The 25,515-nt window shown below is 68.2% G+C and carries 19 protein-coding genes and 1 tRNA gene; 11 read left to right on the forward strand and 9 right to left on the reverse strand.

The annotated features are described in order from the left end of the window. Positions 1 to 52: 52 nt before the first annotated feature. Positions 53 to 1,174, reverse strand: a complete 1,122-nt coding sequence (locus AC099J_RS12785) for a TRAP transporter substrate-binding protein (RefSeq protein ID WP_479615637.1) — start codon at positions 1,172 to 1,174, stop codon at positions 53 to 55. Between the two features lie 145 nt (positions 1,175 to 1,319). Between AC099J_RS12785 and AC099J_RS12790 the strand changes: the two genes are divergently transcribed. Beyond that, complete coding sequence (locus AC099J_RS12790; protein ID WP_479615638.1) at positions 1,320 to 2,432, forward strand: MBL fold metallo-hydrolase; 1,113 nt, start codon at positions 1,320 to 1,322, stop codon at positions 2,430 to 2,432. Here the strand turns inward: AC099J_RS12790 and AC099J_RS12795 are convergent, their stop codons facing one another. Beyond that, on the reverse strand, positions 2,433 to 3,419 hold the full coding sequence (locus tag AC099J_RS12795) for a response regulator (RefSeq protein ID WP_479615639.1): 987 nt from the start codon (positions 3,417 to 3,419) through the stop codon (positions 2,433 to 2,435). It abuts the gene before it with no gap. A 55-nt stretch (positions 3,420 to 3,474) separates the two neighbouring features. Between AC099J_RS12795 and AC099J_RS12800 the strand changes: the two genes are divergently transcribed. Beyond that, complete coding sequence (locus tag AC099J_RS12800; protein ID WP_479615640.1) at positions 3,475 to 4,149, forward strand: helix-turn-helix transcriptional regulator; 675 nt, start codon at positions 3,475 to 3,477, stop codon at positions 4,147 to 4,149. Between the two features lie 134 nt (positions 4,150 to 4,283). Here AC099J_RS12800 and AC099J_RS12805 read toward each other — a convergent pair whose 3' ends face one another. Continuing rightward, on the reverse strand, positions 4,284 to 5,717 hold the full coding sequence (locus AC099J_RS12805; RefSeq protein ID WP_479615641.1) for an amidase: 1,434 nt from the start codon (positions 5,715 to 5,717) through the stop codon (positions 4,284 to 4,286). Between the two features lie 51 nt (positions 5,718 to 5,768). Between AC099J_RS12805 and AC099J_RS12810 the strand changes: the two genes are divergently transcribed. The 7 genes from AC099J_RS12810 (at position 5,769) to AC099J_RS12840 (ending at position 14,781) form a co-directional block, all read left to right on the forward strand. Continuing rightward, a complete protein-coding gene (locus AC099J_RS12810; RefSeq protein ID WP_479615642.1) occupies positions 5,769 to 7,352 on the forward strand; it encodes an ABC transporter substrate-binding protein in 1,584 nt (527 codons plus the stop codon). 12 nt (positions 7,353 to 7,364) lie between these two features. Then, a complete protein-coding gene (locus AC099J_RS12815; protein ID WP_479615643.1) occupies positions 7,365 to 8,318 on the forward strand; it encodes an ABC transporter permease in 954 nt (317 codons plus the stop codon). Between the two features lie 46 nt (positions 8,319 to 8,364). Then, on the forward strand, positions 8,365 to 9,225 hold the full coding sequence (locus tag AC099J_RS12820; RefSeq protein ID WP_479615644.1) for an ABC transporter permease: 861 nt from the start codon (positions 8,365 to 8,367) through the stop codon (positions 9,223 to 9,225). Then, positions 9,222 to 10,823, forward strand: coding sequence for a dipeptide ABC transporter ATP-binding protein (locus AC099J_RS12825; protein ID WP_479615645.1), 1,602 nt, complete (start codon positions 9,222 to 9,224; stop codon positions 10,821 to 10,823). Before AC099J_RS12820 ends, AC099J_RS12825 begins: the two co-directional genes overlap by 4 nt. A gap of 154 nt (positions 10,824 to 10,977) precedes the next feature. Then, positions 10,978 to 12,465 (forward strand): M81 family metallopeptidase, encoded by a 1,488-nt coding sequence (locus tag AC099J_RS12830; protein ID WP_479615646.1) that lies wholly within the window; start codon positions 10,978 to 10,980, stop codon positions 12,463 to 12,465. Positions 12,466 to 12,525: 60 nt separating this feature from the next. Further along, positions 12,526 to 13,953 (forward strand): amidase, encoded by a 1,428-nt coding sequence (locus tag AC099J_RS12835; RefSeq protein ID WP_479615647.1) that lies wholly within the window; start codon positions 12,526 to 12,528, stop codon positions 13,951 to 13,953. A 60-nt stretch (positions 13,954 to 14,013) separates the two neighbouring features. Then, positions 14,014 to 14,781 (forward strand): type III pantothenate kinase, encoded by a 768-nt coding sequence (locus tag AC099J_RS12840; protein ID WP_479615648.1) that lies wholly within the window; start codon positions 14,014 to 14,016, stop codon positions 14,779 to 14,781. A gap of 33 nt (positions 14,782 to 14,814) precedes the next feature. Here the strand turns inward: AC099J_RS12840 and AC099J_RS12845 are convergent, their stop codons facing one another. Both AC099J_RS12845 and AC099J_RS12850 read right to left on the reverse strand, forming a co-directional pair. Continuing rightward, positions 14,815 to 15,906: a M14 family metallopeptidase gene (locus AC099J_RS12845; RefSeq protein WP_479615649.1), complete on the reverse strand. Its 1,092-nt coding sequence runs from the start codon at positions 15,904 to 15,906 to the stop codon at positions 14,815 to 14,817. Then, positions 15,903 to 17,099: a M20 aminoacylase family protein gene (locus AC099J_RS12850; protein WP_479615650.1), complete on the reverse strand. Its 1,197-nt coding sequence runs from the start codon at positions 17,097 to 17,099 to the stop codon at positions 15,903 to 15,905. The genes AC099J_RS12845 and AC099J_RS12850 overlap by 4 nt, the downstream gene beginning before the upstream one ends. Positions 17,100 to 17,179: 80 nt before the next feature. Here AC099J_RS12850 and argE point away from each other — a divergent pair, with 80 nt between their 5' ends. Continuing rightward, the gene (gene argE, locus AC099J_RS12855) at positions 17,180 to 18,346 is read left to right on the forward strand and encodes an acetylornithine deacetylase (RefSeq protein WP_479615651.1); all 1,167 of its coding nucleotides are present in this window, start codon (positions 17,180 to 17,182) and stop codon (positions 18,344 to 18,346) included. 2 nt (positions 18,347 to 18,348) lie between these two features. Next, positions 18,349 to 20,472, forward strand: coding sequence for a molybdopterin-containing oxidoreductase family protein (locus tag AC099J_RS12860; RefSeq protein ID WP_479615652.1), 2,124 nt, complete (start codon positions 18,349 to 18,351; stop codon positions 20,470 to 20,472). Here AC099J_RS12860 and AC099J_RS12865 read toward each other — a convergent pair. The 4 genes from AC099J_RS12865 to AC099J_RS12880 all read right to left on the reverse strand — a co-directional run bounded on the left by AC099J_RS12865 (position 20,376) and on the right by AC099J_RS12880 (position 25,414). Then, positions 20,376 to 23,570: a sensor domain-containing phosphodiesterase gene (locus tag AC099J_RS12865; RefSeq protein ID WP_479615653.1), complete on the reverse strand. Its 3,195-nt coding sequence runs from the start codon at positions 23,568 to 23,570 to the stop codon at positions 20,376 to 20,378. The two genes, AC099J_RS12860 and AC099J_RS12865, sit on opposite strands and share 97 nt — an antisense overlap. A gap of 271 nt (positions 23,571 to 23,841) precedes the next feature. Next, positions 23,842 to 23,918, reverse strand: a tRNA-Met gene (locus AC099J_RS12870). Between the two features lie 23 nt (positions 23,919 to 23,941). Next, positions 23,942 to 24,340, reverse strand: coding sequence for a 50S ribosomal protein L17 (gene rplQ / locus AC099J_RS12875; RefSeq protein ID WP_479615654.1), 399 nt, complete (start codon positions 24,338 to 24,340; stop codon positions 23,942 to 23,944). Between the two features lie 84 nt (positions 24,341 to 24,424). Continuing rightward, on the reverse strand, positions 24,425 to 25,414 hold the full coding sequence (locus AC099J_RS12880; RefSeq protein ID WP_479615655.1) for a DNA-directed RNA polymerase subunit alpha: 990 nt from the start codon (positions 25,412 to 25,414) through the stop codon (positions 24,425 to 24,427). Positions 25,415 to 25,515: the final 101 nt, after the last annotated feature.

Below are 25,515 nucleotides of genomic sequence, written 5' to 3' on the forward strand. Positions count from 1 at the left end.
AACGACAAGGGCGCCGCAAGCGGGCGCCCTTGTCATGCTTGCGCGAAAAACTTCAGCCGCGCTTCTTGGCGAAGTAGTGGTTGTAGGCCATTTTGAAATCGACCGTGTAGTCGTTGTGCCACTGGCCGGCGCGCTCGGCGAAGGCCCGCTGCGAATCGAGCACCTTCTTGAACATGGCGTTCTCGCCCGACTTCTTGGCCACGGTCTTGTCCCATGAGGCCAGCTGCGCGCGCAGGATAGCGTCGGGCGTCTTGTAGAACTTGATGCCCTGCTTCTTGAGCTCGACGTAGTCCTTCGAATTGCGCTCGATCGCCTTCCAGCTCATGTCGGCGCTGGCGGCCTGCACGCCGTAGTCGATGATGGCCTTGAGCTCGGCTGGCAGCGCGTCGAGCTTGCTCTTGTTGAACAGCACCTCGAACTGCTCGCCGCTCTGGTGAAAGCTCTGCAGCATGCAGTTCTTGGCCACATCGGGAAAGCCCAGGATGCGGTCGCTGGTGGCATTGTTGAACTCGGCCGCGTCGATCAGGCCGCGGTCCAGCGCCGGCACGATCTCGCCACCGGGCAGCGGGTTCACGGCCGCGCCCATGTCGGTGAACACGTCCACCGCCAGGCCCACGGTGCGGAACTTCAGACCCTTCATGTCTTCGACCTTGGCCACCGGCTTCTTGAACCAGCCCAGCGGCTGGACGGGCATCGGGCCGTACAGGTACGAGACCACGTCCAGGTTCAGGCTCTTGTAGATCTCTTCGATCAACGCCTTGCCGCCGCCGTAGTTGTGCCAGGCCAGCACCATGTTGGCGTCCATGCCGTAGCCCGGGCCGGAACCCCACAGCGCCAGCGCCGAGTTCTTGCCGTACCAGTAGGCCACCACACCATGGCCGCCATCGAGCGTGCCCTTGGCCACGGCGTCGAGCAGCTGAAACGCGGGCACCACCGAGCCGGCTGGCAGCACTTCGATCTTCAGCCGGTTGCCGGCCATGTCGTTGATCTTCTTGGCCAGGTCCTGTGCGTACTCGTGGAAGATGTCCTTGGCAGGCCAGGTGCTCTGAAAGCGCAGCGTGGTCGTCTGCGCGGTCGCCACCATGGGGGCGCTCATCGCACCGGCCGCAACGGCAGCTCCCTTGAGCAGATTGCGGCGCCGGGTGGTGCTGGTCGAGGCCTTGGGTTCGGTCATGCGTTGTCTCCAAAAAGTTACAGGCAGAAGGGGTCGCATGTTCAAGCACTTGTCCAGACAGTGAAACCGGATTCACCCGTACAGGGATAACCCGCCCGGGGGGCGCGTCCTACACTGCCGCTCTCACCCCAACCCACCACACGCCATGGAACCCCTGCAGCTGTTCGACGCCGCTTCCAGCACCTACACCTACGTGCTGGTCGACCCCACCACCTCGACCGCCGTGCTGATCGACCCAGTGGACCAGCAGCTCGCGCGCGACCTGGCGGTGCTGAAGGAACGTGGCCTGCGGCTGGCCTGGACGCTGGAGACGCATGCCCATGCCGACCACATCACCAGCGCCGCGCTGCTGGCCGAGCACGCGGGCGCCCGGACTGCGGCGCCGGCTGGCTGCGGCATCACGACCGCGTCCGTGCAACTGGCGCACGGCGACACGCTGGCCTTCGGCAACGAGACGCTGCGCGCCCTGCACACGCCCGGCCACACGGCTGGCAGCATGAGCTTCGTGTGGCGTGGCCACGTCTTCACCGGTGACACGCTGTTGATCGGCGGCTGCGGGCGGACCGACTTCCAGTCCGGCAGCGCACAAGCGCTGTACCACAGCCTGACCGAAGTGCTGTTCGCGCTGCCCGACGACACCGTGGTCTGGCCCGGCCACGACTACCAGGGGCGCACCTCGTCGACCATCGGCCAGGAGAAGCGCAGCAACCCGCGCATTGCCGGCAAGAGCCTGGCCGCGTTCGTCGCCACCATGCAGGCGCTGGACCTGCCGCGTCCGCAGCGCATGGACGAAGCCGTGCCGGCCAACCTGCAGTCCGGCAGGGTCGAGGCGCCCGGCGGCGATGACGAGCAGCAGCCCCGGCCGGCACCAGGCTACGCGGGCGATGTCACGCCCGCGCTGGCGCACCGCTGGTGGCAGGCGGGCGATGCGGTGCTGGTCGATGTGCGCACCGACGCAGAACGCGAGTGGGTGGGATTCGTGCCGGGCGCGGTGGCCGTGGCCTGGAAGCAGTGGCCCGGCATGGCGCTGAACACCGGCTTCGACGCCGCCCTGCGCGCCGCCGTGCCGCCCGGCGGCAAGGTGCTGCTGCTGTGCCGCAGCGGTGTGCGCTCGGTGGCGGCAGCCAAGCGCGCAACGGAGCTGGGCATCGAGGCCTACAACATTCTGGAAGGCTTCGAAGGCGACCCGGACGGCGACGCGCACCGCAACCAACGAGGCGGCTGGCGCCTGCGCGGGCTGCCCTGGCGACAGAACTGATCAGCTGCGCACCAGGCGCGGCGGCTGAGCGGCCTGCCAGGCCGCGTAGCTGGTGTCCGTCGCGGGGGCGTGCGCCGGCTCCACGCTGAACAGCGCGGCCAGCAACCCACCCTCCGGGCCCAGCGCGAAGGCTGGCCGCAGCTGGGGCGGGCCGGTGCGGCCCAGTGCCTGTCCCAGCTCCAGGTCGATCAGTTGGCGGCCATAGCGGATCTCGGCCCGCGTGGCCTCGTCGGCCCCGACGGATTCGGCCAGCGACTCCAACTCCTCCAGGCCATCGGCTGGCTCCAGCTGCACCCAGCTGACAGCGCCTTCGGCCGTGCGCCCCAGCAGGCCGAACGGGTCGCCCAACACCACGTACTCGACGAACCCCTGGCGCGCCACCAGCTGATGCAGGGCCTGCGCCACCTGCGGCACGCGCAGCTGGGCGTTCTGCACCGGCGTCAGCGTGCTGCGCCAGATCTGCGAACACCGCGTGTTGGCATTGGACGGCATGCTGCGGAGCACCTCGTTCAGGCGGTCCGACACATCGGGCGCCTGCTTGGGCAGGAACTGGTCGATCAGGGCGCGGTTGAAGGCCTCCACCGCGATCTGCTCGTCGGCCTGGCCGGTCAGCAGCATGCGCAGGCCGGGCCAATCGCCAAGTGCGGCCAGCACCTGCAGGCCATCGACGTCGGGCATCGAATAGTCGGCCACGCAGGCGTGCGTGAGCGCATAGCGTGCAGTGGCGTGCTCGGCCCAATAGCGCAACAGCTGGGGCACGAGCGGCGTGGCGCCCTGGCGCCAGCGGTCGATGATCTGCTGCTGGGCCCAGGCATCGGCCTCCCAGCGCAGGGGCTCCTGCTGCAGCTGCGCCAGGCAGTCGTCCGCGCGCAGGAACAGCCGAACGTTCCAGCCGTCCGGAAGCATCAACCCCAGCATCTGCAGGTAGTCGGGGTCGTCATCCAGGAAGGCAAGGCTGCCTGGGCATTGAAACAGCGGAAAAGTCATTGCATACGGTCAAACAAGGGTGGCGCCAGTGGTATTGTCGCGGCACGGATTTGCCATGTCGACACGCCTACCTGCCAGATCTGACAGCACCGCGCTGCTGGACCTGATGCGCCGCTGGCACAGCGGACTACCCGAGTCTGCCGTGGAATCGGTGGTCGTGCTGGGCCCGGACGTGTTGGGCGATGCCGGCAGCCGGCGCCTGTTGGCCACTCACCCGCTGGATGCCCAAGCGGCCGCGTTCGCGCTCGTCGACGCGGGCGACTTCGGCGAAGGTTGGCGCGCCTCGCGCATCCCGCTGGCGGCCTGGCAACAGCTCGAAGCCTTTCACCCCCCCTCGGACACCGACTGGCGCAGCCGCTGGATGGCGCGCGGCGCCCGCAGTGTGGTGCGCATCGGCTTCGGGCTGCCGGCCGGGCGCCGCTTCGATTGCCTGGTGTTCTGCACCAAGGCGCTGGAGCACCGCGACCAGGCGGCCGCGCTGACCTGGCCCACACTGGAGATCTGGCCGGCCCTGAAGGCCGCGCTGGTGGCCGTCTACTGCCCGCTGACGCCGCGCGAACTGCAATGTCTGGTGCTGGCGTTCGACGGCCTCACGGCCCGCGCCAGCGCGCAGCGCATGGAGTGCACCGAGCGCACGGTGAACTTCCATCTGGCCAATGCCATGGCCAAGCTCAAGGCGGACAACAAGATCACCGCCATCCAGCGCGCTTGCTGGCTTGGCGCCATATAGAGACCAACCCCCCGGCGGCTTCGCCGCTCCCCCCTTCTGCTGCGCGAAAGGGGGCGCACCCAGCGGCCTGGCAGAGCCAGTTCCGCGGGTGCCCTGGCCCTGACAGGGCTTTCTCTGCGGCTGTGGACGGTCGCTTATGGCCTGCGTTGCAGGATGTCCTGCGCGGCGGTCTCGTAGAGCGCAGCGAGGCGCAGCACGCCGGCGTCGTCGCGCGGGCGGCCGATCAGTTGCAGACCCATGGGCAGGCTGCGGGCGTCGAAGCCGGCGGGTACGCTGATGGCGGGCAGGCCGGCGAAGGTGGCGTAGATGACCACTTCCATCCAGCGGTGGTAGGTGTCCATGGCGCGGCCGGCGATCTGCTCGGGCCAGCGCAGCTGGGCGTCGAAGGGCCAGACCTGAGCCGTGGGCAACGCCAGGAAGTCGTGGCGCTCGAACAGCGTCAGCAGGTGCTGGTAGAACGCGCTGCGCCGGGCGCTGGCGGCGGTGAACTGGGTGCCGGTCAGCAGGGCCGCCTGGTCGTGCTCCCACAGCGCCTCGGGCTTGATGAGCTGGCGGTTCTCCCGGCGCAGCAGGAAGGGCGCGATGCGCGACGCCACCAGCGCGCGTCGCCATACCAGCCAGGCCTCCCACACGGGCTCCGGCGCGGTGCCCAGCGGCGTCGGGTCGACCGCGCAGCCCAGCGCCTGCAAGCGTTCGAGCGCCTGCGTGCAGACGTCCAGGATGCCGTCTTCCATTGGCAAGTAGCCCTCCAGATCGCCCAGCCAGCCGATGCGCACATGGCGCGGCTCCAGGCCGGCCAGCGTGCCGTCGAACCGCGCGCCGTCGTCCAGCGACAGCGGCACGCGTGGGTCGTAGCCGGCCTGCGTGTCCAGCATGCGGGCCAGATCGCGCACGGTGCGGGCCATCGGGCCTTCGGTGCCGAGCTGCGCCATCCACACATCCTGCGCCGGCCACAGCGGCACGCGGCCCTGGCTGGGACGCATGCCGAAGATGTTGTTCCAGCCGGCCGGGTTGCGCAGGCTGCCCATGAAGTCGCTGCCGTCGGCCACGGCCACCAGGCGCAGCGCCAGCGCCACCGCCGCGCCGCCGCTGCTGCCGCCGGCCGCGCGCGTGGGGTCGTAGGCATTGAGCGTCGTGCCGAACACCTCGTTGAAGGTGTGCGAGCCCAGGCCGAACTCCGGCGTGTTGGTCTTGCCGATCACGATCGCCCCGGCATCGCGCAGGCGCCGCACCATCAGCCCGTCCTCGCGCGGCACGGCTTCGCGCAGTAGCGGCGAGCCCAGCGTGGTGGCGATGCCGGCGGTGGGCGCCAGGTCCTTGATGGCCTGCGGAATGCCGTGCAACCAGCCTTTGGACTGGCCGCGCGCGAGCACCGCGTCGTGCGCGTCGGCCTCGGCCAGCAGCACCGCGCTGTCGCGCAAGCTGACGATGGCGTTGTGGCGCGGGTTCAGCGCTGCGATGCGGGCCAGCGTGGACTGCATCAGCTCGCGGCATGAAAGCTGCTTGGCATGGATGGCCTGCGACAAGGCCGTGGCGTCCAGTGCGTCGAAAGAATCGGGGTGTGTCATGCCAAGCTTTATATTGCAGCCCGCGTCCCCACCACTGCAGGAGTTGTTTTGATGAAACGTCGTTCTCTGATCGCCATCGCATCCCTGACCGCAGCCATGCTGGCGCCGCTGCCGGCCCTGGCCCAGACTGCAGCCAACACGCTGCGCGTGGTGCCGCATGCCAACGTGACCATCCTGGACCCGATCTGGACCACGGCCTTCGTCACGCGCAACCATGGCTACATGGTCTACGACACCTTGTTCGGCACCGACGCGGCTGGCAAGGTCAAGCCGCAGATGGTGGACAAGTGGGCCATGTCCAAGGACAGCCTGACCTGGACCTTCACGCTGCGTGACGGCCTGGAGTTCCACGACGGCAAGCCCGTGACCAGCGAGGACGTGGTCGCCTCGCTCAAGCGCTGGGCCAGCCGCGACAGCTTCGGCGGGGTGCTGGCACGCAACGTGGAGGCCTGGACCACGCCGGATGCCAAGACCTTCGTCATCCAGCTCAAGGCCCCCTTCGGCGTGATGCTGGAGGCGCTGGGCAAGCCCTCCTCCAACGTGCCCTTCATCATGCCGGCGCGCATCGCGGCCACGCCAGGCAGTGAGCAGATCAAGGAACACATCGGCTCGGGCCCGTTCAAGTTCGTGCCGGCCGAGTACAAGCCGGGTGAGCGCCTGGTCTACGTGAAGAACGACAAATACAAACCACGCGCCGAGGCGCCGGACGGCACCACCGGCGGCAAGCTGGTCTACATCGACCGCGTGGAGTGGGTCGTCATCCGCGACCCGCAGACGCAGTTCAATGCGCTCTTGGCCGGCGAGGTCGACATCATCGAGCAGCCCACCTTCGAGCAGTACGCCACGCTGAAGGCGACCAAGGACATCAAGCTGGTCGATGCCCAGCCCGATGGCCTGCAGTACATCCTGCGCTTCAACCACCTGCACCCGCCGTTCGACAACGTGAAGATCCGCCAGGCGGCGATGGTGGCGATGGGGCAAGAGGCCTTCCTGAAGACGCAGGTCGGCGCGCCCGGCATGTACCGCTTCTGCAAGAGCATGTTCCCCTGCGGCACACCGTTCGCGAGCGAGGCCGTGGGCCCGAACTTCACCGGCAGCGCCAACCCGAAGAAGGCGCAGGAAATGCTGAAGGAAGCCGGCTACAACGGCACCCCCGTGCTGCTGATGCGCCCGACCGACCTGGCCTCCATCAGCAAGCTGCCGCTGGTGGCCAAGCAGCAGCTGGAAGCGGCCGGCTTCAAGGTGGACATGCAGCAGATGGACTGGGCCACGCTGGTGGCACGCCGCGCCAAGAAGGACGCGCCTTCGGCCGGCGGCTGGAACGCCTTCCTCACCGCGTGGACGGCCGGCGACATCCTGAACCCGCTCACCATGGCCATGATGAATGCGGCCGGCGACAAGGGCTGGTTCGGCTGGCAGGACGACAAGCAGATCGAGGAGCTGAAGGTCAAGTTCGCCCAGGCCGCGACCGATGCCGACAAGAAGAAGATCGCCGAGCAGCTGCAGCTGCGCGCGTTCGAGACCGCCACGCACGTGCCGCTCGGCCAGTACAACAACCCCGCTGCGGTGCGCACCAACGTGAGCGGCATCGTGCCCGGCGGCGCACAGGTCTACTGGAACATCAAGAAGAACTGACGCACCCCCCGCATGCTGCGTTTCCTCGCCCAGCGCCTCGGCGCCATCGTGCCGGTGCTGCTGGTGGTGGCTGTGGTGGTGTTCCTGATCCTGCGGCTGACACCGGGCGACCCGGCCGCCGTGATCGCCGGCAACAACGCCACGAACGAGGACATCGACCGCATCCGCGAGCAGCTGGGCCTGACGCGCTCGCTGCCGGCGCAGTTCTGGATCTGGTTCTCCGGTGTGCTCCAGGGTGACCTGGGCCACTCGTTTTACCTCGGCAAGCCGGTTACCGAACTCATCGCGCAGCGCATCGAGCCCACGCTCTCGCTGGCGGCCGGCACCATGCTGCTGTCGGTGCTGATCGCCGTGCCGCTGGGCACGCTGGCGGCCTGGCGCATGGGCGGCTGGCTCGACCGCATCCTGTCGGGCTTCTCGGTGGCGGGCTTCTCGGTGCCGGTGTTCGTGGTCGGCTACATCCTGATCTACATCTTCGCGATCGAGCTGCAGTGGCTGCCGGTGCAGGGCTACCGGCGGCTGTTCGGCCCGTCGTCGCAGGGCGTGGGCGCCTGGGCGACGCAGCTGGTGCTGCCCTGGGTCACCTTGTCCACCATCTACGTGGCCCTGATCGCCCGCGTCACACGCGCCAGCGTGTCCGAGGCGCTGACCGAGGACTACATCCGCACCGCGCGCGCCAAGGGCATCCGCGAGAGTGCCGTGCTGATGCGCCACGCGCTGGCCAACGCGGCCGTGCCGGTGGTCACCGTGATCGGCATCGGTGTGGCGCTGTTGATCGGTGGTGTGGTGGTGACCGAGACGGTGTTTGCCATCCCCGGCCTGGGCTCGCTGACGGTAGACGCGGTGCTGAACCGCGACTTCCCGGTGATCCAGGGCGTGGTGCTGTGCTTCAGCGTGCTGTATGTGCTGGTCAACCTGCTGGTGGACCTGTCGTATCTCGTGCTCGACCCACGGATCAGGTACTGAACTTCATGATGCCCCCACGCACACGCCTTCTCCTTGCGCCGCCGCCATGATCAAGCTCTGGCGCAACAGTGCTTTCAAATTCGGCATCCTCGTGCTGCTGACGCTGCTGGCAGTGGCGCTGGCCGCGCCGTGGCTGGGCACGGTCGACCCCTCGGCCATGGACTCGGCGCACATCAACACGCTGCGCGGCACGCGCGGCGACTTCGCGCTGCTGGACGGCACCAGCGTTGCGCACACCTTCTGGATGGGCGCCGACAACTTTGGCCGCGACATCTACAGCCGTGTGCTCTACGGCACACGCACCTCGCTGCTGGTGGCGGCGTTCACGGCCGGCGTGGCGGTGACCCTCGGCGCGGTGCTGGGCATGCTGGCCGGCTATTTCCGCAGCGTGGACATGGTGCTGATGCGCTTCATGGACGGGATGATGGCCATCCCCGCCATCCTGCTGGCCATCGCGCTGGTGGCGGCCCTGGGCGCCCAGCTGTGGACGGTGGTGATCGCGATCGCCATTCCCGAGGTGCCGCGCGTCACGCGGCTGGTGCGTGCCCTGGTGCTGACGCTGCGCGAGGAGCCGTTCGTGGAGGCAGCGCGCGCCCTGGCCACGCCCACGCACACCATACTGGCGCGCCACATCCTGCCCAACGCGCTGGCACCCCTGATCGTGCAGGGCACCTTCATCGCCGCCTCGGCCGTGCTGACCGAAGCCATCCTTTCGTTCCTGGGCCTGGGCCTGCCGGCCGAGATTCCGACCTGGGGCAACATCATGGCCGAGGGCCGCGTGCAGTTCACCCAGTACCCCAGCAACGTGCTGTTCCCGGCGCTGTTCCTGGTGCCCACGGTGCTGGCCATCAACCTGCTCGGCGACGGACTGCGCGACGTGCTCGACCCGAAGTTCGCAAAACGATGAAGCCGGTTCTGCAGATTGAGAACCTCAGCGTCGCGCTGCCCTCTGGGGCCGACCGCGCCCATGCCATCGAGGACGTGAGCCTCACCATCCTGCCGGGCCGCACGCTGTGCGTGGTCGGCGAATCGGGCTCGGGCAAGTCGGTCATGGCGACCACCGTCATGGGCCTGTTGCCCAAGGAATTGAAGCCCAGCGCCGGCCGTGTGCTGCTCAACGGCGAATCGCTGCTCGATGCCTCGGCCCTGCGCCTGCGCCAGCTGCGCGGCAAGGCCATGGGCATGGTGTTCCAGGAGCCGATGACGGCACTCAACCCGGTCATGCGCTGCGGCGACCAGGTCGACGAGCTGCTGCGCGCCCACACCGACTGGCCGACCGCACAGCGCCAGCAGGAGGTGCTGCGCATCTTCGAACGCGTGCGACTGCCCGAGCCGCCGCGCATGCTGCGCAGCTACCCGCACCAGCTGTCGGGCGGGCAACGCCAGCGCATCGTCATCGCGATGGCGATGATCCTGAAGCCGGCGCTGCTGATCTGCGACGAGCCGACCACGGCGCTGGACGTGACGACGCAGAAAGAGATCCTGCGGCTGATCGCCGACCTGCAAGCCGGCCAGGCGCTGGACACCAGCGTGCTGTTCATCACCCACGACATGGGCGTGGTGGCTGAAATTGCCGACGAGGTGCTGGTCATGCACCAGGGCCGCTGCGTGGAGCAGGGCCCCGTCGACGCCGTGCTGCGCGCGCCCCGGGCCGACTACACCCGCATGCTGCTGGACGCCGTGCCCAGCATGACGCCACCGCCGCCACGGCCTGCGCCCACCGGCCCGGCGCTGTTGGCCGCCCAGGCATTGGACAAAACCTACGTGAGCCGCAACTGGCGGGGCCAGCGCCGCGAGACCCACGCGCTGCAGCAGGCGGCGCTGGCCGTGCGCGGCGGCGAGACGCTGGGCATCGTCGGCGAATCTGGCTCGGGCAAGTCCACACTGGCGCGCTGCCTGATCCGGCTGATCGACCCTACGAGCGGCAGCATTCGCTGGGGCGAGGCCGAGGTCGCGCAACTGGGCGAGTCGCAACTGCGCCCGCTGCGCGACCGCGTGCAGGTGGTGTTCCAGGACCCGAACCGCTCGCTGAACCCGCGCCGCAAGGTGGGCGATTCCATCGTCGAAGGCGCCATGAACCTGGGCGTGACGCGCGCTGCAGCGTTGACGCTTGCCGAAGAACTGATGGACAAGGTGCGCCTGCCGCGCGAGGGACTGCAGCGCTACCCCAGCCAGTTCTCGGGCGGGCAACGCCAGCGCATCGCCATCGCCCGCGCGCTGGCCTGCAAGCCCGATGTGCTGGTGGCCGACGAGGCCGTCAGCGCGCTGGACGTGAGCGTGCAGGCGCAGATCCTCCAGCTGCTGCAGGGCATCCGCGACGAACTGGGCCTGGGGCTGCTGTTCATCACGCACGACCTGCGCGTGGCGGCGCAGCTGTGCGACCGCGTGATCGTCATGCACCAGGGCCGCATCGTCGAGCAGGGCACGACGGCCGCGCTGTACGCCAACCCGCAGCACGACTACACGCGCTCGCTGCTGCAGGCGGCCCCGGCAGGGATCAAGTGAACCACCCCCCAAGCTGCTTCGCAGCTCCCCCCTGCGCTGCGCGAGGGGGACGCACCCAGCGGCCTGGCAAAGCCAGTTCCGCGGGTGCCCTGGCCTGGCCTGCTCCGCAGCCATTCGACGGGAGGCACACCGTCCACTGGCTACCATGGGCGCCATGAAAATTCTCGTCGCAGGCTACCAGCACGAAACCAATACCTTCGCCCCCACGTTGGCCGACTGGGCCGCGTTCAACCGGGGCGATGCCTTCCCCGCCTACATGCGCGGCAGCGCCATGCTGGAGCAGTTGCGCGGCGTCAACATCCCGATTGGCGGCTTTATCGACGCGGCGGCGCGGCTGGGCTGGCAGCTGGTGCCCAGTGCCTGGGCCGGCGCGATCCCCTCCTCCTTCGTGACCGAAGACGCCTTCGAGCGCATCTGCGCCGCGCTGATGGACGACGTGCGGCAAGGTGGCTTCGACGCGGTGTACCTGGACCTGCACGGCGCGGCCGTGGCCGAGCACGCAGCCGACAGCGAGGGCGAGCTGCTGGGCCGCATCCGCCAGGCCGTCGGCCCGGATTTGCCCATCGTCGCCAGCCTGGATCTGCACGCCAACGTGACGCAGCGCATGCTGCGCGAAGCCGATGCGCTGGTGGCCTACCGCAGCTACCCGCATGTGGACATGGCGGCCACGGGGGAGCTGGCGGCCGAATTGCTGGTGCGCCGCCTGCGGGCCGGCCGGCGCGAGCCGGTGCAGGCGCACCGGCTGCCGTTCCTGATTCCGCTGAACGCGCAGAGCACCTGGATGGAGCCGGCCAAGACCCTGTACGACGCGCTGCTGGAGATCGACCAGCGCTACGGTACGGTCAGCAGCTTCTGCATGGGCTTTCCCGCGGCCGATTTCGACGAATGCGCGCCCATGGTCTGGAGCCATGGCGGCCAGGCCGAGGCCGCCGCGCAGGCCCTGTACGAGCGCGTGGCCGAGCCTGGCCAATGGCGCCCCGATGTGCTGGACGCTGCCGACGCGGTGGCCCAGGGCTTGAAGCTGGCCGAACACGCGACGCGGCCCGTCGTCATTGCGGACACGCAGGACAACCCCGGCGCCGGCGGCGACAGCAACACCACCGGCATGCTGCGCGCGCTGCTGCAACAGGGCGCAGGCCGCGTCCACCCCGAAGCCGTGGCGCTGGGCCTGATGTTCGACCCGGCCGCGGCCAGCCGCGCGCATGCCGCAGGTGTCGGTGCCCACGTCGAACTGGCGCTGGGCACGGCCGTGCCCACCTTCACCGGCCAGCCCAGCGACGCGCCGGTGCAGGGCCGCTGGCGCGTGCGCGCGTTGGGCGACGGCCAGGTCACCCTGCGCGGGCCGATGATGACCGGCGTGGTGTTGGACCTGGGGCCCTGCGCCTGCCTGGAGATCGAAGGCGTGCTGGTCGCCGTGGCGAGCGGCAAGACGCAGCTGCTGGACCGTGAGCTGCTGCGCATGGTGGGCATCGTGCCGGAGGCCATGAAGCTCATCGTCGTCAAAAGCTCCAACCACTTTCGCGCCGACTTCACGCCGATCGCCAGCCACATCCTCATCGCCAAGGCCGCCGGCCCGATGGCAGCCGACCCTGGCGATTTGCCGTGGAAGAACCTGCACCCGTCCGTCCGCACCCGACCGTAGTAGCGCGCACCCCGGGCCGCGCATGCCGCGTGGCGCCACGCATCACCGACAAGGAAATCCATGGCCACGCACCGCACCGATCAGCACGCCCTCGCCGACTGCACCGCCCATGAACTCGTGCAGCTCTACCGCACCGGCCAGGCCTCGCCACTGGAGGCGGCCAGTGCGGTGTTTGCGCGCATGGACCGCGTTGACCGCCGCCTGAACGCGTTCTGCCACCTGGACCCGGAGGGCGCCGCCCAGGCCGCCAAGGCCAGCACGCAGCGCTGGCAGCAGGGCACGCCGATCGGCCCTCTGGATGGCGTGCCGGTGTCGATCAAGGACCTCATCCTCACGCGCGGCATGCCGACGCGGCGCGGCAGCCACACCGTCGACCCGGACCAGCCGTGGGACGTGGACGCGCCCGTCACCGCGCGGCTGCGCGCGGCCGGCGCGGTGATTCTGGGCAAGACGAGCACACCCGAATTCGGCTGCAAAGGCGAGTGCAATTCACCGCTGACCGGCATCACGCGCAACCCCTGGAACGCGGCCAAGACGACGGGCGGCTCGTCCGGCGGCGCGGCGGCGGCGGTGGCGGCTGGCATGGGGCCGATCGCCATCGGCACCGACGGCGCAGGCTCGGTGCGCATCCCGGCGTCGTTCTGCGGCAACTTCGGATTGAAGCCCAGCTTCGGCCGCGTGCCGGCCTACCCGCTGTCGCCCTTCGGCACGGTGGCGCACCTGGGCCCGCACACCATGAGCGTGCTGGACGCCGCGACCGTCATGAACATCATCAAGCAACCCGATGCCCGCGACTGGACCGCCCTGCCCCCCGACACGCGGGACTACCTGGTGGGCTTGAACGATGGCGTGCGCGGCCTGCGCGTGGCCTGGTCGCCCACCTTGGGCTATGCCAAGGACGTGCACCCCGAGGTGGCCGCCGCGACGTTGAAAGCGGCCGAAGCCTTCGTCGCCATGGGCGCACTGGTCGAGCAGGTGGACCATCTGTTCGACGACCCTCTGGACATCTCCACCGGCCTGTGGTTCCTGGGCGCCTGGCAGGTGTGGAGCGGCCTGACGCCGGCGCAGCAGGCGCAGACCGACCCTGACTTCGCTGCGCAAGCGCAGATCGGCGCGCGCCTTTCAACGCTGGACGTGCAGGACCTGCACCTGCGCCGCGGTGCGCTGGGCTCGCGGATGCGCCAGTTCATGGGCGGCTATGACCTGCTGCTGACGCCCGCCGTGGCGGTGCCCGCGTTCGACGCGCGCCCCGCCGGGCAGGCGCCGATGGACGCGCAGGCCATGCTGGGCTGGTCGCCCTTCAGCTACCCGTTCAACCTGACGCAGCAGCCGGCCTGCAGCATCCCCTGTGGCCTGACGGCCGACGGCCTGCCGATCGGCCTGCAGATCGTCGGCCCGATGTTCGGCGATGCGCTGGTGCTGCGCGCCGCGCGCGCCTTCGAGAGCATGCAAACCATCCCCCGGCCGGACCTGACGCCGCTGCTGTAGACACGCGCTGATAATGCCGACCCAATGCGGCACACAGCGCGCAGCGCGGAGGAGACAAGCGTGACATTTCTGGCCATCGACATTGGCAACACCCGGCTCAAGTGGGCGCAGTACAACGCCCCGCATCCGGGGGCCCGGCTCATCGCCCACGGCGCCGAGTTTCTGGAGAACATCGACAAGCTGGCCGACGGCACCTGGGCCGACCTGGAGGAGCCGCGCTACATGCTGGGCTGCCAGGTCGCCGGTGATGCGCTCAAGCGCCGCACCGAGGAGCAGATGGAACTGTGGGACGTGAGCCCGCGCTGGGTCGTCTCCAAATCCGAAGAGGCCGGCATGACCAACGGCTACGAGCACCCGACCCGTCTGGGCGCGGACCGCTGGGTGGCGATGGTGGGCGCGCGCCACCGCGTGCTGCGGCGCGACGGCCCGCGGCCGATGGTGGTGGTGATGGTGGGCACGGCGGTGACGGTGGAGGCCGTGGCCACGGACGGCACCTTTCTCGGCGGCCTGATCCTGCCGGGCCACGGCATCATGCTGCGCGCGCTCGAATCGGGCACCGCAGGCCTGCACGTGCCGACCGGCGAGGTCTGCGACTTTCCCACCAACACCAGCGATGGCCTGACCAGCGGCGGCACCTACGCCATTGCAGGCGCGGTCGAACGCATGGTGCAGCACCTGCAGGCGCGCTGCGGCGAGGCGCCGGCCTGCATCATGACCGGCGGCGCCGGCTGGAAGATGGCGCCCCACATGACGCGCGAATTCGAGCTGGTGGACAACCTGATCTTCGACGGCCTGCTGGAGCTGGCGCACGCGCGCCAGGACAGCTGAGAACGATGAGCGCCTGGCACCGGGCCAGCGCGCTCACGCCTTGGCTGCCAGCCCGTCCACCGCCTGAAACATGGCCTGGCGCGCCTGGCTGATGACCTGCCCCTTCCAGGCGTCGGTGTCGGTGTAGAAGGCTTGCAGCAGCTGCGCGTGGATCTGCTGCGCCAGCGCCTCGGGCGCTTCAGGGTGCTGGTGCAGCCAGTGGTCGGCACGCAATGCCTGCATCACCTGCTCGAACGGCTGCGTGCCGAATTCCAGCGCCAGACCGGTGTATTGCGCCTGCGGGCATTCGTCGTAGACGGCCTGGAAGGCCAGGCCGGTCAGGAAGGCCGAGGTCGAGGAGCCGTCGTAGATCGAGGTCACGCCCGCGCCCCACCAGGCGCGCGCACGCGCCAGCGCGGCGGCATTGTCGCGGCAGGCAAAGATGCGCTCACCGATCCCGTTCGGCCCCAGGCCGGTGTGCAGGTCGATCCAGGCCAGGCGCGTGGCGCGCTGCGCGTGCGTGCGCAGCACCTGGCGCCAGGCGAGATTGCTCCAGGTCGGCGCCGTGCCGCCGAAGAACAAACCATCGGCGAAGGCATGCTGGCCCTGGCTGAGGGCGGCCTGCAGCGCAGTTGCGCCATGGCGCGCGATGTAGTCGGCAGTCGCCGCTTCGTTCTGCGCCGTCGGCGGCCAGGCCGCGGGCAGCATCAGATCGTGCACGGCGCGGTAGGCGTCGTTGACTGGCAGCGGCTGCGAGAAATCCTGGAAGTTGCGGTTCAGGTCCACGTTCTCGTGCGTGACGCGGCGGGTGAACGCAAAGCCGTGCGGATTCAGCGCGTGCACATAGAGCACGGCGACGCCCGCGGCCCGCGCCTTCTCACGCCATTCTTCATCGTGCAGCGCGAACACCTGCACGCCGCTGCCGCAATGGCCCTCCACGCCGTGGCAGGCGCTGGTCACGATCAACAAGGTCTGCGCGTCGGCGGGGCCGTCGCGCGCGACGTCCATGGCCAGCACCTCGCCCTCGGGGCCGGCCAAAGGGTGACGGTGCGACTCGATCATCAGGCCGGCACGCGCAGCCCCTTCCAGAAAGGCGACGCGGGCGCGCGCGTAACTCGGAGAAAAGGCCTGGGCAACGCCGATCATGCAGGGGCCTTGGCCAGCCACTCCTCGGCCAGCCGCACCCAGAAGGTGGCGCCCAGCGGGATCAGCTCGTCGTTGAAGTCATAGCTGGGGTTGTGGATGGTGCAGGGGCCGCCGCCGTGGCCGATGTCACGGTGGGTGCCGTCGCCGTTGCCGATGAAGCAGTAGGCGCCGGGCCGGGCCTGCAGCATGTAGGCGAAGTCTTCGGCGCCCATCGTGGGCTCCTGGGCGTGCACGTTGTCGGCCCCGACGATGCTGGCCATCACATCGCGCGCGAAGGCGGTCTCGGCCGGGTGGTTGACGGTGGGCGGGTAGTTGCGCACGAACTCGAATTCGCAAGTGGCGTCGAACGCGGCGCAGATGTTCTGCGCGATCTGCTGCATGCGCGTCTCGATCAGGTCGAGCACCTCCAGCGTGAAGGTGCGCACCGTGCCCTGCATCTCGCAGCTGTCGGGCACCACGTTGGTGGCCTCGCCGGCGTGCAACATGGTGACCGAGATCACGCCAGCGTCCACCGGCTTCTTGTTGCGGCTGATGATGGTCTGGAAGGCCTGCACGATCTGGCAGGCGATCGGCACCGGGTCGATGCCGTTGTGCGGCAACGCAGCATGGCTGCCCTTGCCGCGCACGGTGATCTTGAACTCGTTGCTCGAGGCCATCACCGGCCCCTCGCCCAGCGCGAAGCTGCCCACCGGCATGCCGGGCCAGTTGTGCATGCCGAACACCGCTTGCACCGGGAACTTGTCGAACAGCCCGTCCTTGATCATCTCGCGGGCACCGCCGCCGCCCTCTTCGGCCGGCTGGAAAATCAGGTAGACGGTGCCGTCGAAGTTCCGGTTCTTCGCGAAGTGCTGGGCTGCCGCCAGCAGCATGGCGGTGTGGCCGTCGTGGCCGCAGGCGTGCATCTTGCCGGCGTGCTGGCTGGCGTGGGCGAAGGTGTTGAACTCCTGCATGGGCAGGGCGTCGATGTCGGCGCGCAGGCCGATGGCGCGGGTGGAGGTGCCATTCTTGACGATGCCCACCACGCCGGTGGTGCCCATGCCGCGCTCGATGGGGATGCCCCACTCGGTCAGCTTGGCAGCCACCACATCGGCGGTGCGCACTTCTTCGAAGCACAGCTCGGGGTGGGCGTGGATGTCGCGGCGGATGCTGGCAATGCCGGCGGCCTGGCCGACGATGGAGTCGATGATCTTCATGGGATGTCCTGTGCGCGAGGGGTTGGCAGTCGGAATGCGTCAGCGTGTGAGCGCTGCAGTCTATCGAGGATGCACAGACAATGCCGCCCATGCTTTCCGCCCCCTCCCTTGCCCTCGCGCAAACCCTGGTACGAATGAACACCGTCAGCCAGAACTCGAACCTGGAGCTGATCCACCTGGCACGCGACCTGTTGGCCGGCATCGGCGTGAAGAGCCGGCTGACCTTCAACGCCGACCGGACCAAGGCCAACCTGTTCGCCACGCTGGGCGAGGGCAAGCCGGCCGGCATCATTCTGTCGGGCCACACCGACACCGTGCCCTGGGACGGCCAGGCCTGGACGCGCGACCCACTGTCGGCCACGGTCGAAGACGGCCGGCTGTATGGGCGCGGCGCGGCCGACATGAAGTCGTTCATCGCCATCGCGCTGGCGCATGCGCAGGCCCTGGCGAACAGCCCGGCGCCGTTTTCGATCCACCTGGCGCTGAGCTATGACGAAGAGGTGGGCTGCTTCGGCGTGCGCGAGCTGATTGCCGACCTGCGCGACGCCGGTGTGCGACCGCTGGCCTGCATCATCGGCGAGCCCACCAGCATGGTGCCGGCCATCGCCCACAAGGGCGTGTACCGCTACAAGTGCTGCGTGCGCGGCAAGGAGGCGCATTCTTCGCTGACGCCGCAATCGGTGAACGCGATCGAGATGGCGGCGCGGCTGGTGGGCAAGGTACGCGACATGGCCGAGGGCTTCGAGCGCGACGAGCCGCGCTACGACGGCTTCGACGTGCCGTTCTCCACGGCCAGCGTGGGGCAGTTCCACGGCGGCATCGCCGACAACGTGGTGCCGCGCGATGCGGAGTTCCGCTACGAGTTTCGTGATCTGCCGACGGCCGATGCGCGCGCCATGCAGCAGCAGGTGCTGGACCACGCGCGCACGCTGGAGCCGGCCATGCAGCGCGTGGCGCCGCAGGCGGGCTTTCGCTTTGAGACGATCTGCGAGATTCCCAGCTTCCTGGGCTCGGCAGGCGATGCGGTGACGCGGCTGGCCCAGCGCCTGGCGAACGAGCCGCGCACGACGCTGGTGGCCTTCGGCACCGAGGCCGGGTTGTTCAAGGGCGCCGGCATCCCGACCGTGGTCTGCGGCCCCGGCAGCATCCAGCAGGCGCACCAGCCCGATGAATACGTGAGCCTGGACCAGCTGGCGCGCTGCGAGGACTTCATCCTCGGGCTGGCCAGCACACGCGCTCTGGAATGAACATGGACACGACGACGCACCAGGTGCGGGGCGCCTGCCCGCACGACTGCCCGGACACCTGCGCGCTGCTGACCACCGTGGTCGACGGCGTGGCCACCAAGGTGCAGGGCAACCCCGCGCACGCTCAGACGGGTGGCGTGCTGTGCACCAAGGTGTCGCGCTACACCGAGCGCACCTACCACGCGGACCGGCTGCTGCAGCCCCTGAAGCGCGTCGGCCCCAAGGGCTCCGGCCAGTTCGCGCCGGTCAGCTGGGACGAGGCGCTGGACTTGATCGCGGCGCGGCTGGGCGCCATTGCCGCACGCACGCCGCAGGCCATCGTGCCCTACAGCTACGCCGGCACCATGGGGCTGGTGCAAGGCGAGAGCATCGCGGCACGCTTCTTCCACACGCTGGGCGCCTCGCTGCTGGACCGCACGATCTGCGCCTCCGCCGGTGCCGAGGCCATGGTGCAGACGCTGGGCGCCAAGGTGGGCATGAAGGTTGAGTTCTTCGCCGAGGCCAGGCTGATCCTGATCTGGGGCAGCAACGCGATCACCAGCAGCCTGCACTTCTGGCGCTATGCGCAAGAGGCCAAGCGCCACGGCGCCCGTTTGGTGTGCATCGACCCGCGCCGCACCGAGACCGCCGACAAATGCCACGAGCACATCGCGCTGCGGCCCGGTACCGATGCCGCGCTGGCACTGGCGCTGATGCATGAACTGGTGGTGCACGACTGGCTGGACCACGACTACCTGCGCGAGCACACGCTGGGCTGGGATGCGCTGCGCGAGCGGGCGCTGCAGTGGCCACCGGCCCGCGCAGCCGACGTGTGCGGCGTGCCGGCCGAGCAGATCGAGCGGCTGGCGCGCGACTACGGTGCCTGCCGGGCAACGCTCGGCGGCGCCGGCCCGGCCGCCATCCGTCTGAACTACGGCATGCAGCGCGTGCGCGGCGGTGGCAATGCGGCGCGCGCCGTGGCCTGCCTGCCGGCGCTGATCGGCGCCTGGCGCCACCGCGCCGGCGGCGTGCTGCTCAGCAGCTCGGGCCAGTTCCCGGTCGACCGCGCCGCGCTGCAGCGGCCCGACCTGCGGGCGGCGCAGCGCTCACGCACCATCAACATGAGCACCATCGGCGACGCGCTGCTCGAACGTGGCGGCGACAGCTTCGGCCCGCGCATCGAGGCCCTGGTCGTCTACAACAGCAACCCGGTGGCGGTGGCGCCGCAATCGGCCAAGGTCGTGCAGGGCTTTGCGCGCGAGGACCTGTTCACGGTGGTGCTGGAGCACTTCCAGACCGACACGGCGGACTACGCCGATGTCATCCTGCCGGCGACGACGCAGCTGGAGCATTGGGACATCCACGCCGGCTATGGCCATACCGACGTGCTGCTCAACCGGCCGGCCATCGCACCGCTCGGGCGGGCACGGAGCAACACGCAGATCTTTCGCGACCTGGCGTTGCGCATGGGCCTGGACAATCCCTGCCTGCAGGACGACGACCAGACTCTGTGCCGCGCCGCCTATGGCCAGCAGATCGACTTCGACCAGCTGCTGCGCGACGGCTTCGCAACGTTGGCGCTGCCGGACGCACCGTTTGCGCATGGCGGCTTTCCGACACCGTCGGGCCGCTGCGAGTTCTTCAGCCAGCGGCTGGCAGACCAGGGCATGGACGGTCTGCCCGACCACCTCCCGAACTTCGAAGCCATCGGCAGCAGCACCGAATGGCCGCTGGCGATGATCTCGCCTCCTGCCCGCAACTTCCTCAATTCGACCTTCGTGAACGTGGCCAGCCTGCGGGCCATCGAAGGTGAGCCGCTGCTGGAGATCCACCCCGCCGACGCGCTGGTGCGCGGCATCGTCGATGGCGCGGTGGTGCGCGTGTTCAACGCGCGTGGCACCTACCGCTGCAAGGCCCACGTGACCACCCGCGCCCGCGAAGGCGTGGTGCACGGCCTGAGCATCTGGTGGCGCAAGCTGGGCCTGGACGGGCGCAACGTCAACGAGCTGACCAGCCAGCGCCTGACCGACCTGGGCCAGGCGCCCACCTTCTACGACTGCCTGGTGGAGGTGGCGCTGGACGAACCAGCCGCGTCAGCCAGTATGGCCAGCAAGGCAGCGCCCGACACCGGCGTGCCGAACAAGTAGCCCTGGTAGGCGCTGCAACCTTCACGCGCCAGGAAGTCGCGCTGCGCCGTGGTCTCCACGCCCTCGGCCAGTACTTGCAGTCCCAGGCCGGCCGCCAGGCCGATGATGGTGCGAACGATGGCGGCATCGTTGACGTCGTGCACCACGTCCCGCACGAACGACTGGTCGATCTTCAGCTGGTCCAGCGGCAGCCTGCGCAGGTAGCTCAACGACGAGTAACCGGTGCCGAAGTCGTCCAGCGCGAAGCCAACGCCGAAAGCGCGCAGCGCCGTCATCTTGCCCACGGTCATGTCCATGTCTTCGACCAGCAAGCTCTCGGTCAGCTCCAGCTTCAGCAGCCCTGCATCGGCCTTCGTGTGCTGCAGCACACTGGCCACCTGGGCGACGAAATCGGGGTGGCGGAACTGGCGCGAGCTGACGTTGACGGCCATGGTCAACATGGCGGTGCGCGGGTCTTCGGCCCAGGCGGCAAGCTGCCGGCAGGCCTCCTGCAAGACCCAGCGTCCCAGTTGCAGGATCATCCCGGTGTCTTCGGCCAGAGGGATGAAGTCGGCCGGCGCGATGGCGCCGCGCTGGGCGTGCTGCCACCGGACCAGCGCCTCGACACCGGTCATGCGGCCTGCCGCATCCACCTGGGGCTGGTAGTGCAGCAACAGCTCTTCTTGCGCCAGGGCCAGCCTCAGGTCGGCCTCCAGCGCGGCCCGCGCGGTGACGGCTGCCTGCAGGCCGGGATCGAAGAACCGCAGGGTGTTGCGGCCCGCCGCCTTGGCCTGGTACATCGCGATGTCCGCCTGCTTCAGCAGTTCTCCGACGCTGTCGCTGTGGTGCTTGAACGGGGCGATGCCGATGCTGGACGTGGACAGGTGCTCGTTGCTGGCCAGCTGGTAGGGAACGCTCAGCGCCAGCAGGATCTTCTCGCCGATGTGGCGTGCCTGCATGGCCATTTCGTGCTCGCGCGGGCTCAGGTCTTCGAGCATGACGACGAATTCGTCACCCCCAAGACGCGCCACGGTGTCGACCCCGCGCACGCAGGCCAGCAGCCGGCCGGCGACCTGTTGCAGCAGCAGGTCGCCCATGGCGTGGCCCAGTGTGTCGTTCAGGGTCTTGAAGTTGTCCAGGTCGATGAACAGCAGCGCGCCGCCCCGCCCGGTGCGTTGCTCGGCCGCCAGCGCGCGCTGCAGGCGGTTCATCAACAGCAATCGATTGGGCAGCTGCGTCAGCGGGTCGTAGAAGGCCAACTGCTGGATTTCGTGCTCGGCGCGCTTGCGGTCGGTGACGTCGGTGTGGATCGCGAGGATCGCCTCGGCCTCTCCACGCTCGTCACGCACCAGCGTCCAGCGCGCACCCACCGTGACCGGGGAGCCGTCACGGCGGGCCTGGACCAGCTCGCCGCTCCATTCGCCGCGCTGGCATACCAGCGTCATGGCCTCCTCGAACGCGGCAGGCTCGGGGTGCAGGCTGGTGACGCTGAAATCAGGGCCTAGCTCCGCTTCGCGCCAGCCGTACAGGCGCTCGGCCCCTTGGTTCCAGAACTGGACGCGACGGTCCATGCCGTAGACCACGATGGCGTCCTGTGCCAGGTTCAACAATGACGCCTGGCGGCGCAGCCGCCGATCGGCATCCTGGCGCTCGATCTCCGAGGCAGCCCGCGCGGCGAAGATCTGCAAGGTCGAATGGACCAGGCCCACATCTAGCGGACTGGTGTCGAACAGCGTCACGATCACGCCGAGCAGCGCGCCCGACGAGTCTTCGACGCGAACACCTGCATAGGCCGTAGGATTGTGGCCGCTCAGAACGCCGCGCATCTTGGCGGAGAACGGCGGCAGCTCGGTAGCGAACACCGTGGGCTGGGTCAGCAAGGCCTCTGCCGGGGTGCCGTGAATCGGGTACTGGAGATTGGCGACCGCCTTGCCATCAACGACGGAGGCAAGCGTATCCAACATCAGCGGCTGGTCGCCGCGAAAGCGTGCGACGAAGGCCGCCCGTGCGCCGGCAGCATCGGCCATGTGCAGGGCCAGCTGCCCGAAAAACGCTTCGCCGGAAGCAGCCGACACGGCGATTGCAGCCTTCAGCACTGCCGCCTGCAGGCGCGCTTGCTGTGCGCGCGAACGCAGGTTGCCGATGCCGAAGGCCAGGTTGTTGGCCAGCTCTTGCAGAAGCGCGACCTCATCAGCGCCGATCCGCACCACATCGGGAGCGTACAGATAGAAAAACCCGAACGTGCGCCGCGCGTCGCGCAACGGAAGGCAGGCAACGCCACGAAATCCGTTGGCCACGAGATCTGGCAGCCAGGGCGCAAAGGAAGCATCCTGCCCGATGTCTTCCACGATGATCAGCTCGCCACTGCGAATGGTGCGCGCTGCAGGTCCGCTGCCATTCGGGCCGTCTTGGGACCACGACATGGCGATGCCCTTCATGAAGTCCGCATCGTCGCCCGCGTGGGCAATGACCTCGATGGTCTTGTCGACATCCTCGCGCGCGTAGCCCACCCAGGCCATGGCGTAGCCGCCGATCTCGACCGACGCGCTGCAGATGCCGCGCAACAGAACCTCTTCGGAATCGGCGCGGATCAGGCTTTCATTGCAAGCCTGCAGCATGCGACGGGCGCGGCTTAGACGGGCCAGTTCAGGGCCATCGTCGAACCAGGGTGTGACGTCCGTCAGGCCACCGACGACACGCTGCACAGCGCCACGATCGTCACGGCTCAGCCAGGCGCGGGCGCTGACCCGAATCGTGCGGCCGTCCTGGCGCAGGAGCCTGAAATCGCCCGTCCATCGGGCGCTGGAGCTGGCCAGTACGGCTTCGAGCGATTGGGTGACGCGCGCCCGGTCGTGCGGCTGGACGTCGGAGATCCAGGCGAGCCCATGCGTAGACCAGTGCTGCGCATCACCGCCGAGAAAGCCATGACAGGAGTGGCTCCACCAGACGGTCGCGCCCGGCACATCCCAGTCCCAGACGACGTCGGCCAACGCGAGTGCGGCTCGGCGGATGTCCGGCACGGCCACCGCATGCGATTCAGACGCCGAGGCTTCCACGACCGCACCCAACGGCGCGAGGCCTGCATCGGCCGGCTTTGCATCGCCCCGTCGAGATGTCATGGACTCCCCAAATTGCCGATGATGACCGGAAGAACAACACCGCTGGCCACGTTTCGTGCGATCACCGCACTAGATCAGTGCAATTCTCATCCACTTGCGCATTTTTTGCGCGGAACATGTTCAGGATTTGACGCTAAATACGCGCGTCAAGCGGGATCCCCCCGAGCGGTTTTGGCGCCCACATGTGTGCGGGCGAGGACATCGGCGAATCACGTGCAAAGCGCGCACGAACAAAAACGGCCGGTCAAATGACCGGCCGTTATGCTGTTTGTGGTTGCGCGAGCAAGATTTGAACTTGCGACCTTTGGGTTATGAGCCCAACGAGCTACCAGGCTGCTCCATCGCGCGACAAGACAGTGAGTATAGCACGTTTAAGCCTTGGCTTCGTCGGCCGAATCATTTTCGACAGCTGCGGGACGATCGACCAGTTCGACCAACGCCATGGGCGCGTTGTCGCCCACGCGGAACCCCATCTTCAGGATGCGGGTGTAGCCGCCCGGTCGCGCCTTGAAGCGGGGGCCCAGGTCGTTGAACAGCTTGGTGACGCTGTCACGGCTGCGCAGGCGGTCGAACGCCAGGCGGCGGTTCGCCACCGTGGCTTCCTTGGCCAGGGTGATCATGGGCTCAACGACGCGGCGCAATTCCTTGGCCTTCGGAACCGTGGTCTTGATGACTTCGTGTTCGATCAACGAGTTCATCATGTTGCGCAACATCGCAAGTCGATGCGAGCTGGTGCGGTTGAGTTTGCGGAGTCCGTGTCCGTGACGCATGGTGCTTTTTCCTTCAGCTTATTAAAAGGATGGCCGTATCAGGTACCACCCGTGCACATCCCGCGCTAGCGGGTGACTTATCGATCAGCGCTTGTCCAGGCCCGCGGGCGGCCAGCTTTCCAGCTTCATGCCCAGAGTCAGACCGCGCGACGCCAGTACTTCCTTGATTTCATTCAAGGACTTGCGGCCCAAGTTCGGCGTCTTCAACAACTCGTTCTCGGTGCGCTGAATCAAATCGCCGATGTAGTAGATGTTCTCGGCCTTCAAGCAATTGGCCGAACGCACCGTCAGTTCCAGCTCGTCCACTGGGCGCAGCAGGATCGGGTCGAACTGCGCATTGCCACGAGGCGCGGGCGCATCGAATGCGGCCAGTTCGCTGCCTTCCAGCTGGGCGAACACGGCGAGCTGTTCAACCAGGATCTTGGCGGAAGCACGCACTGCATCTTCGGCCGTGATCGCACCATTGGTCTCGATCTCGACGACCAACTTGTCCAGATCCGTACGCTGCTCGACGCGAGCGCTCTCGACGGTGTAGCTCACGCGCTTGACCGGAGAAAACGATGCGTCCAGCACGATGCGGCCAATGGACTTGGTCTGCTCGTCGCCGTAGCGACGCAGGCTGCCCGGAACGTAGCCACGGCCCTTCTCGACCTTGATCTGCATGTCCAGCTTGCCGCCTTGCGACAGCGTGGCGATGACATGCTCAGGGTTGATGATCTCCACGTCGTGCGGCGTCTGGATGTCAGCAGCCGTGACCATCCCCTCGCCATCCTTGCGCAAGCTCAGCGTGACTTCGTCGCGGTTGTGCAGCTTGAACACCACACCCTTGAGATTCAGCAAAATGTTGACGACGTCTTCCTGCACACCGTCGATCGACGAATACTCGTGCAGCACGCCCGCAATCGTGACCTCGGTTGCCGAATAGCCGACCATCGACGACAGCAGGACCCGGCGCAACGCGTTGCCCAGGGTGTGACCATAGCCGCGCTCGAATGGCTCCAGCGCAACCTTGGCCCGGTTCAGACCCAGTTGCTCTACGTTGATGGCTTTGGGTTTCAGCAAATTGGTTTGCATGCAGCGTCCTCTCAATACCCCCAGCTCGTTACACCGGTAAGGCTGGTGGAGTGCCTGGGCCGCAGTGCCCTGAAGGCCCAGGAATGAAATCTCTCGATACG

The organism is Rhodoferax sp. RT4P68, assembly GCF_056521305.1.

Excerpts from the sequence above, each read along its gene's own strand:
- AC099J_RS12785 (WP_479615637.1), bottom strand. The coding sequence starts at position 1,174 with ATGACCGAACCCAAGGCCTCGACCAGCACCACCCGGCGCCGCAATCTG.
- AC099J_RS12790 (WP_479615638.1), top strand. The coding sequence starts at position 1,320 with ATGGAACCCCTGCAGCTGTTCGACGCCGCTTCCAGCACCTACACCTAC.
- AC099J_RS12795 (WP_479615639.1), bottom strand. The coding sequence starts at position 3,419 with ATGACTTTTCCGCTGTTTCAATGCCCAGGCAGCCTTGCCTTCCTGGAT.
- AC099J_RS12800 (WP_479615640.1), top strand. The coding sequence starts at position 3,475 with ATGTCGACACGCCTACCTGCCAGATCTGACAGCACCGCGCTGCTGGAC.
- AC099J_RS12805 (WP_479615641.1), bottom strand. The coding sequence starts at position 5,717 with ATGACACACCCCGATTCTTTCGACGCACTGGACGCCACGGCCTTGTCG.
- AC099J_RS12810 (WP_479615642.1), top strand. The coding sequence starts at position 5,769 with ATGAAACGTCGTTCTCTGATCGCCATCGCATCCCTGACCGCAGCCATG.
- AC099J_RS12815 (WP_479615643.1), top strand. The coding sequence starts at position 7,365 with ATGCTGCGTTTCCTCGCCCAGCGCCTCGGCGCCATCGTGCCGGTGCTG.
- AC099J_RS12820 (WP_479615644.1), top strand. The coding sequence starts at position 8,365 with ATGATCAAGCTCTGGCGCAACAGTGCTTTCAAATTCGGCATCCTCGTG.
- AC099J_RS12825 (WP_479615645.1), top strand. The coding sequence starts at position 9,222 with ATGAAGCCGGTTCTGCAGATTGAGAACCTCAGCGTCGCGCTGCCCTCT.
- AC099J_RS12830 (WP_479615646.1), top strand. The coding sequence starts at position 10,978 with ATGAAAATTCTCGTCGCAGGCTACCAGCACGAAACCAATACCTTCGCC.
- AC099J_RS12835 (WP_479615647.1), top strand. The coding sequence starts at position 12,526 with ATGGCCACGCACCGCACCGATCAGCACGCCCTCGCCGACTGCACCGCC.
- AC099J_RS12845 (WP_479615649.1), bottom strand. The coding sequence starts at position 15,906 with ATGATCGGCGTTGCCCAGGCCTTTTCTCCGAGTTACGCGCGCGCCCGC.
- AC099J_RS12850 (WP_479615650.1), bottom strand. The coding sequence starts at position 17,099 with ATGAAGATCATCGACTCCATCGTCGGCCAGGCCGCCGGCATTGCCAGC.
- argE (WP_479615651.1), top strand. The coding sequence starts at position 17,180 with ATGCCGCCCATGCTTTCCGCCCCCTCCCTTGCCCTCGCGCAAACCCTG.
- AC099J_RS12860 (WP_479615652.1), top strand. The coding sequence starts at position 18,349 with ATGGACACGACGACGCACCAGGTGCGGGGCGCCTGCCCGCACGACTGC.
- AC099J_RS12865 (WP_479615653.1), bottom strand. The coding sequence starts at position 23,570 with ATGACATCTCGACGGGGCGATGCAAAGCCGGCCGATGCAGGCCTCGCG.
- rplQ (WP_479615654.1), bottom strand. The coding sequence starts at position 24,340 with ATGCGTCACGGACACGGACTCCGCAAACTCAACCGCACCAGCTCGCAT.
- AC099J_RS12880 (WP_479615655.1), bottom strand. The coding sequence starts at position 25,414 with ATGCAAACCAATTTGCTGAAACCCAAAGCCATCAACGTAGAGCAACTG.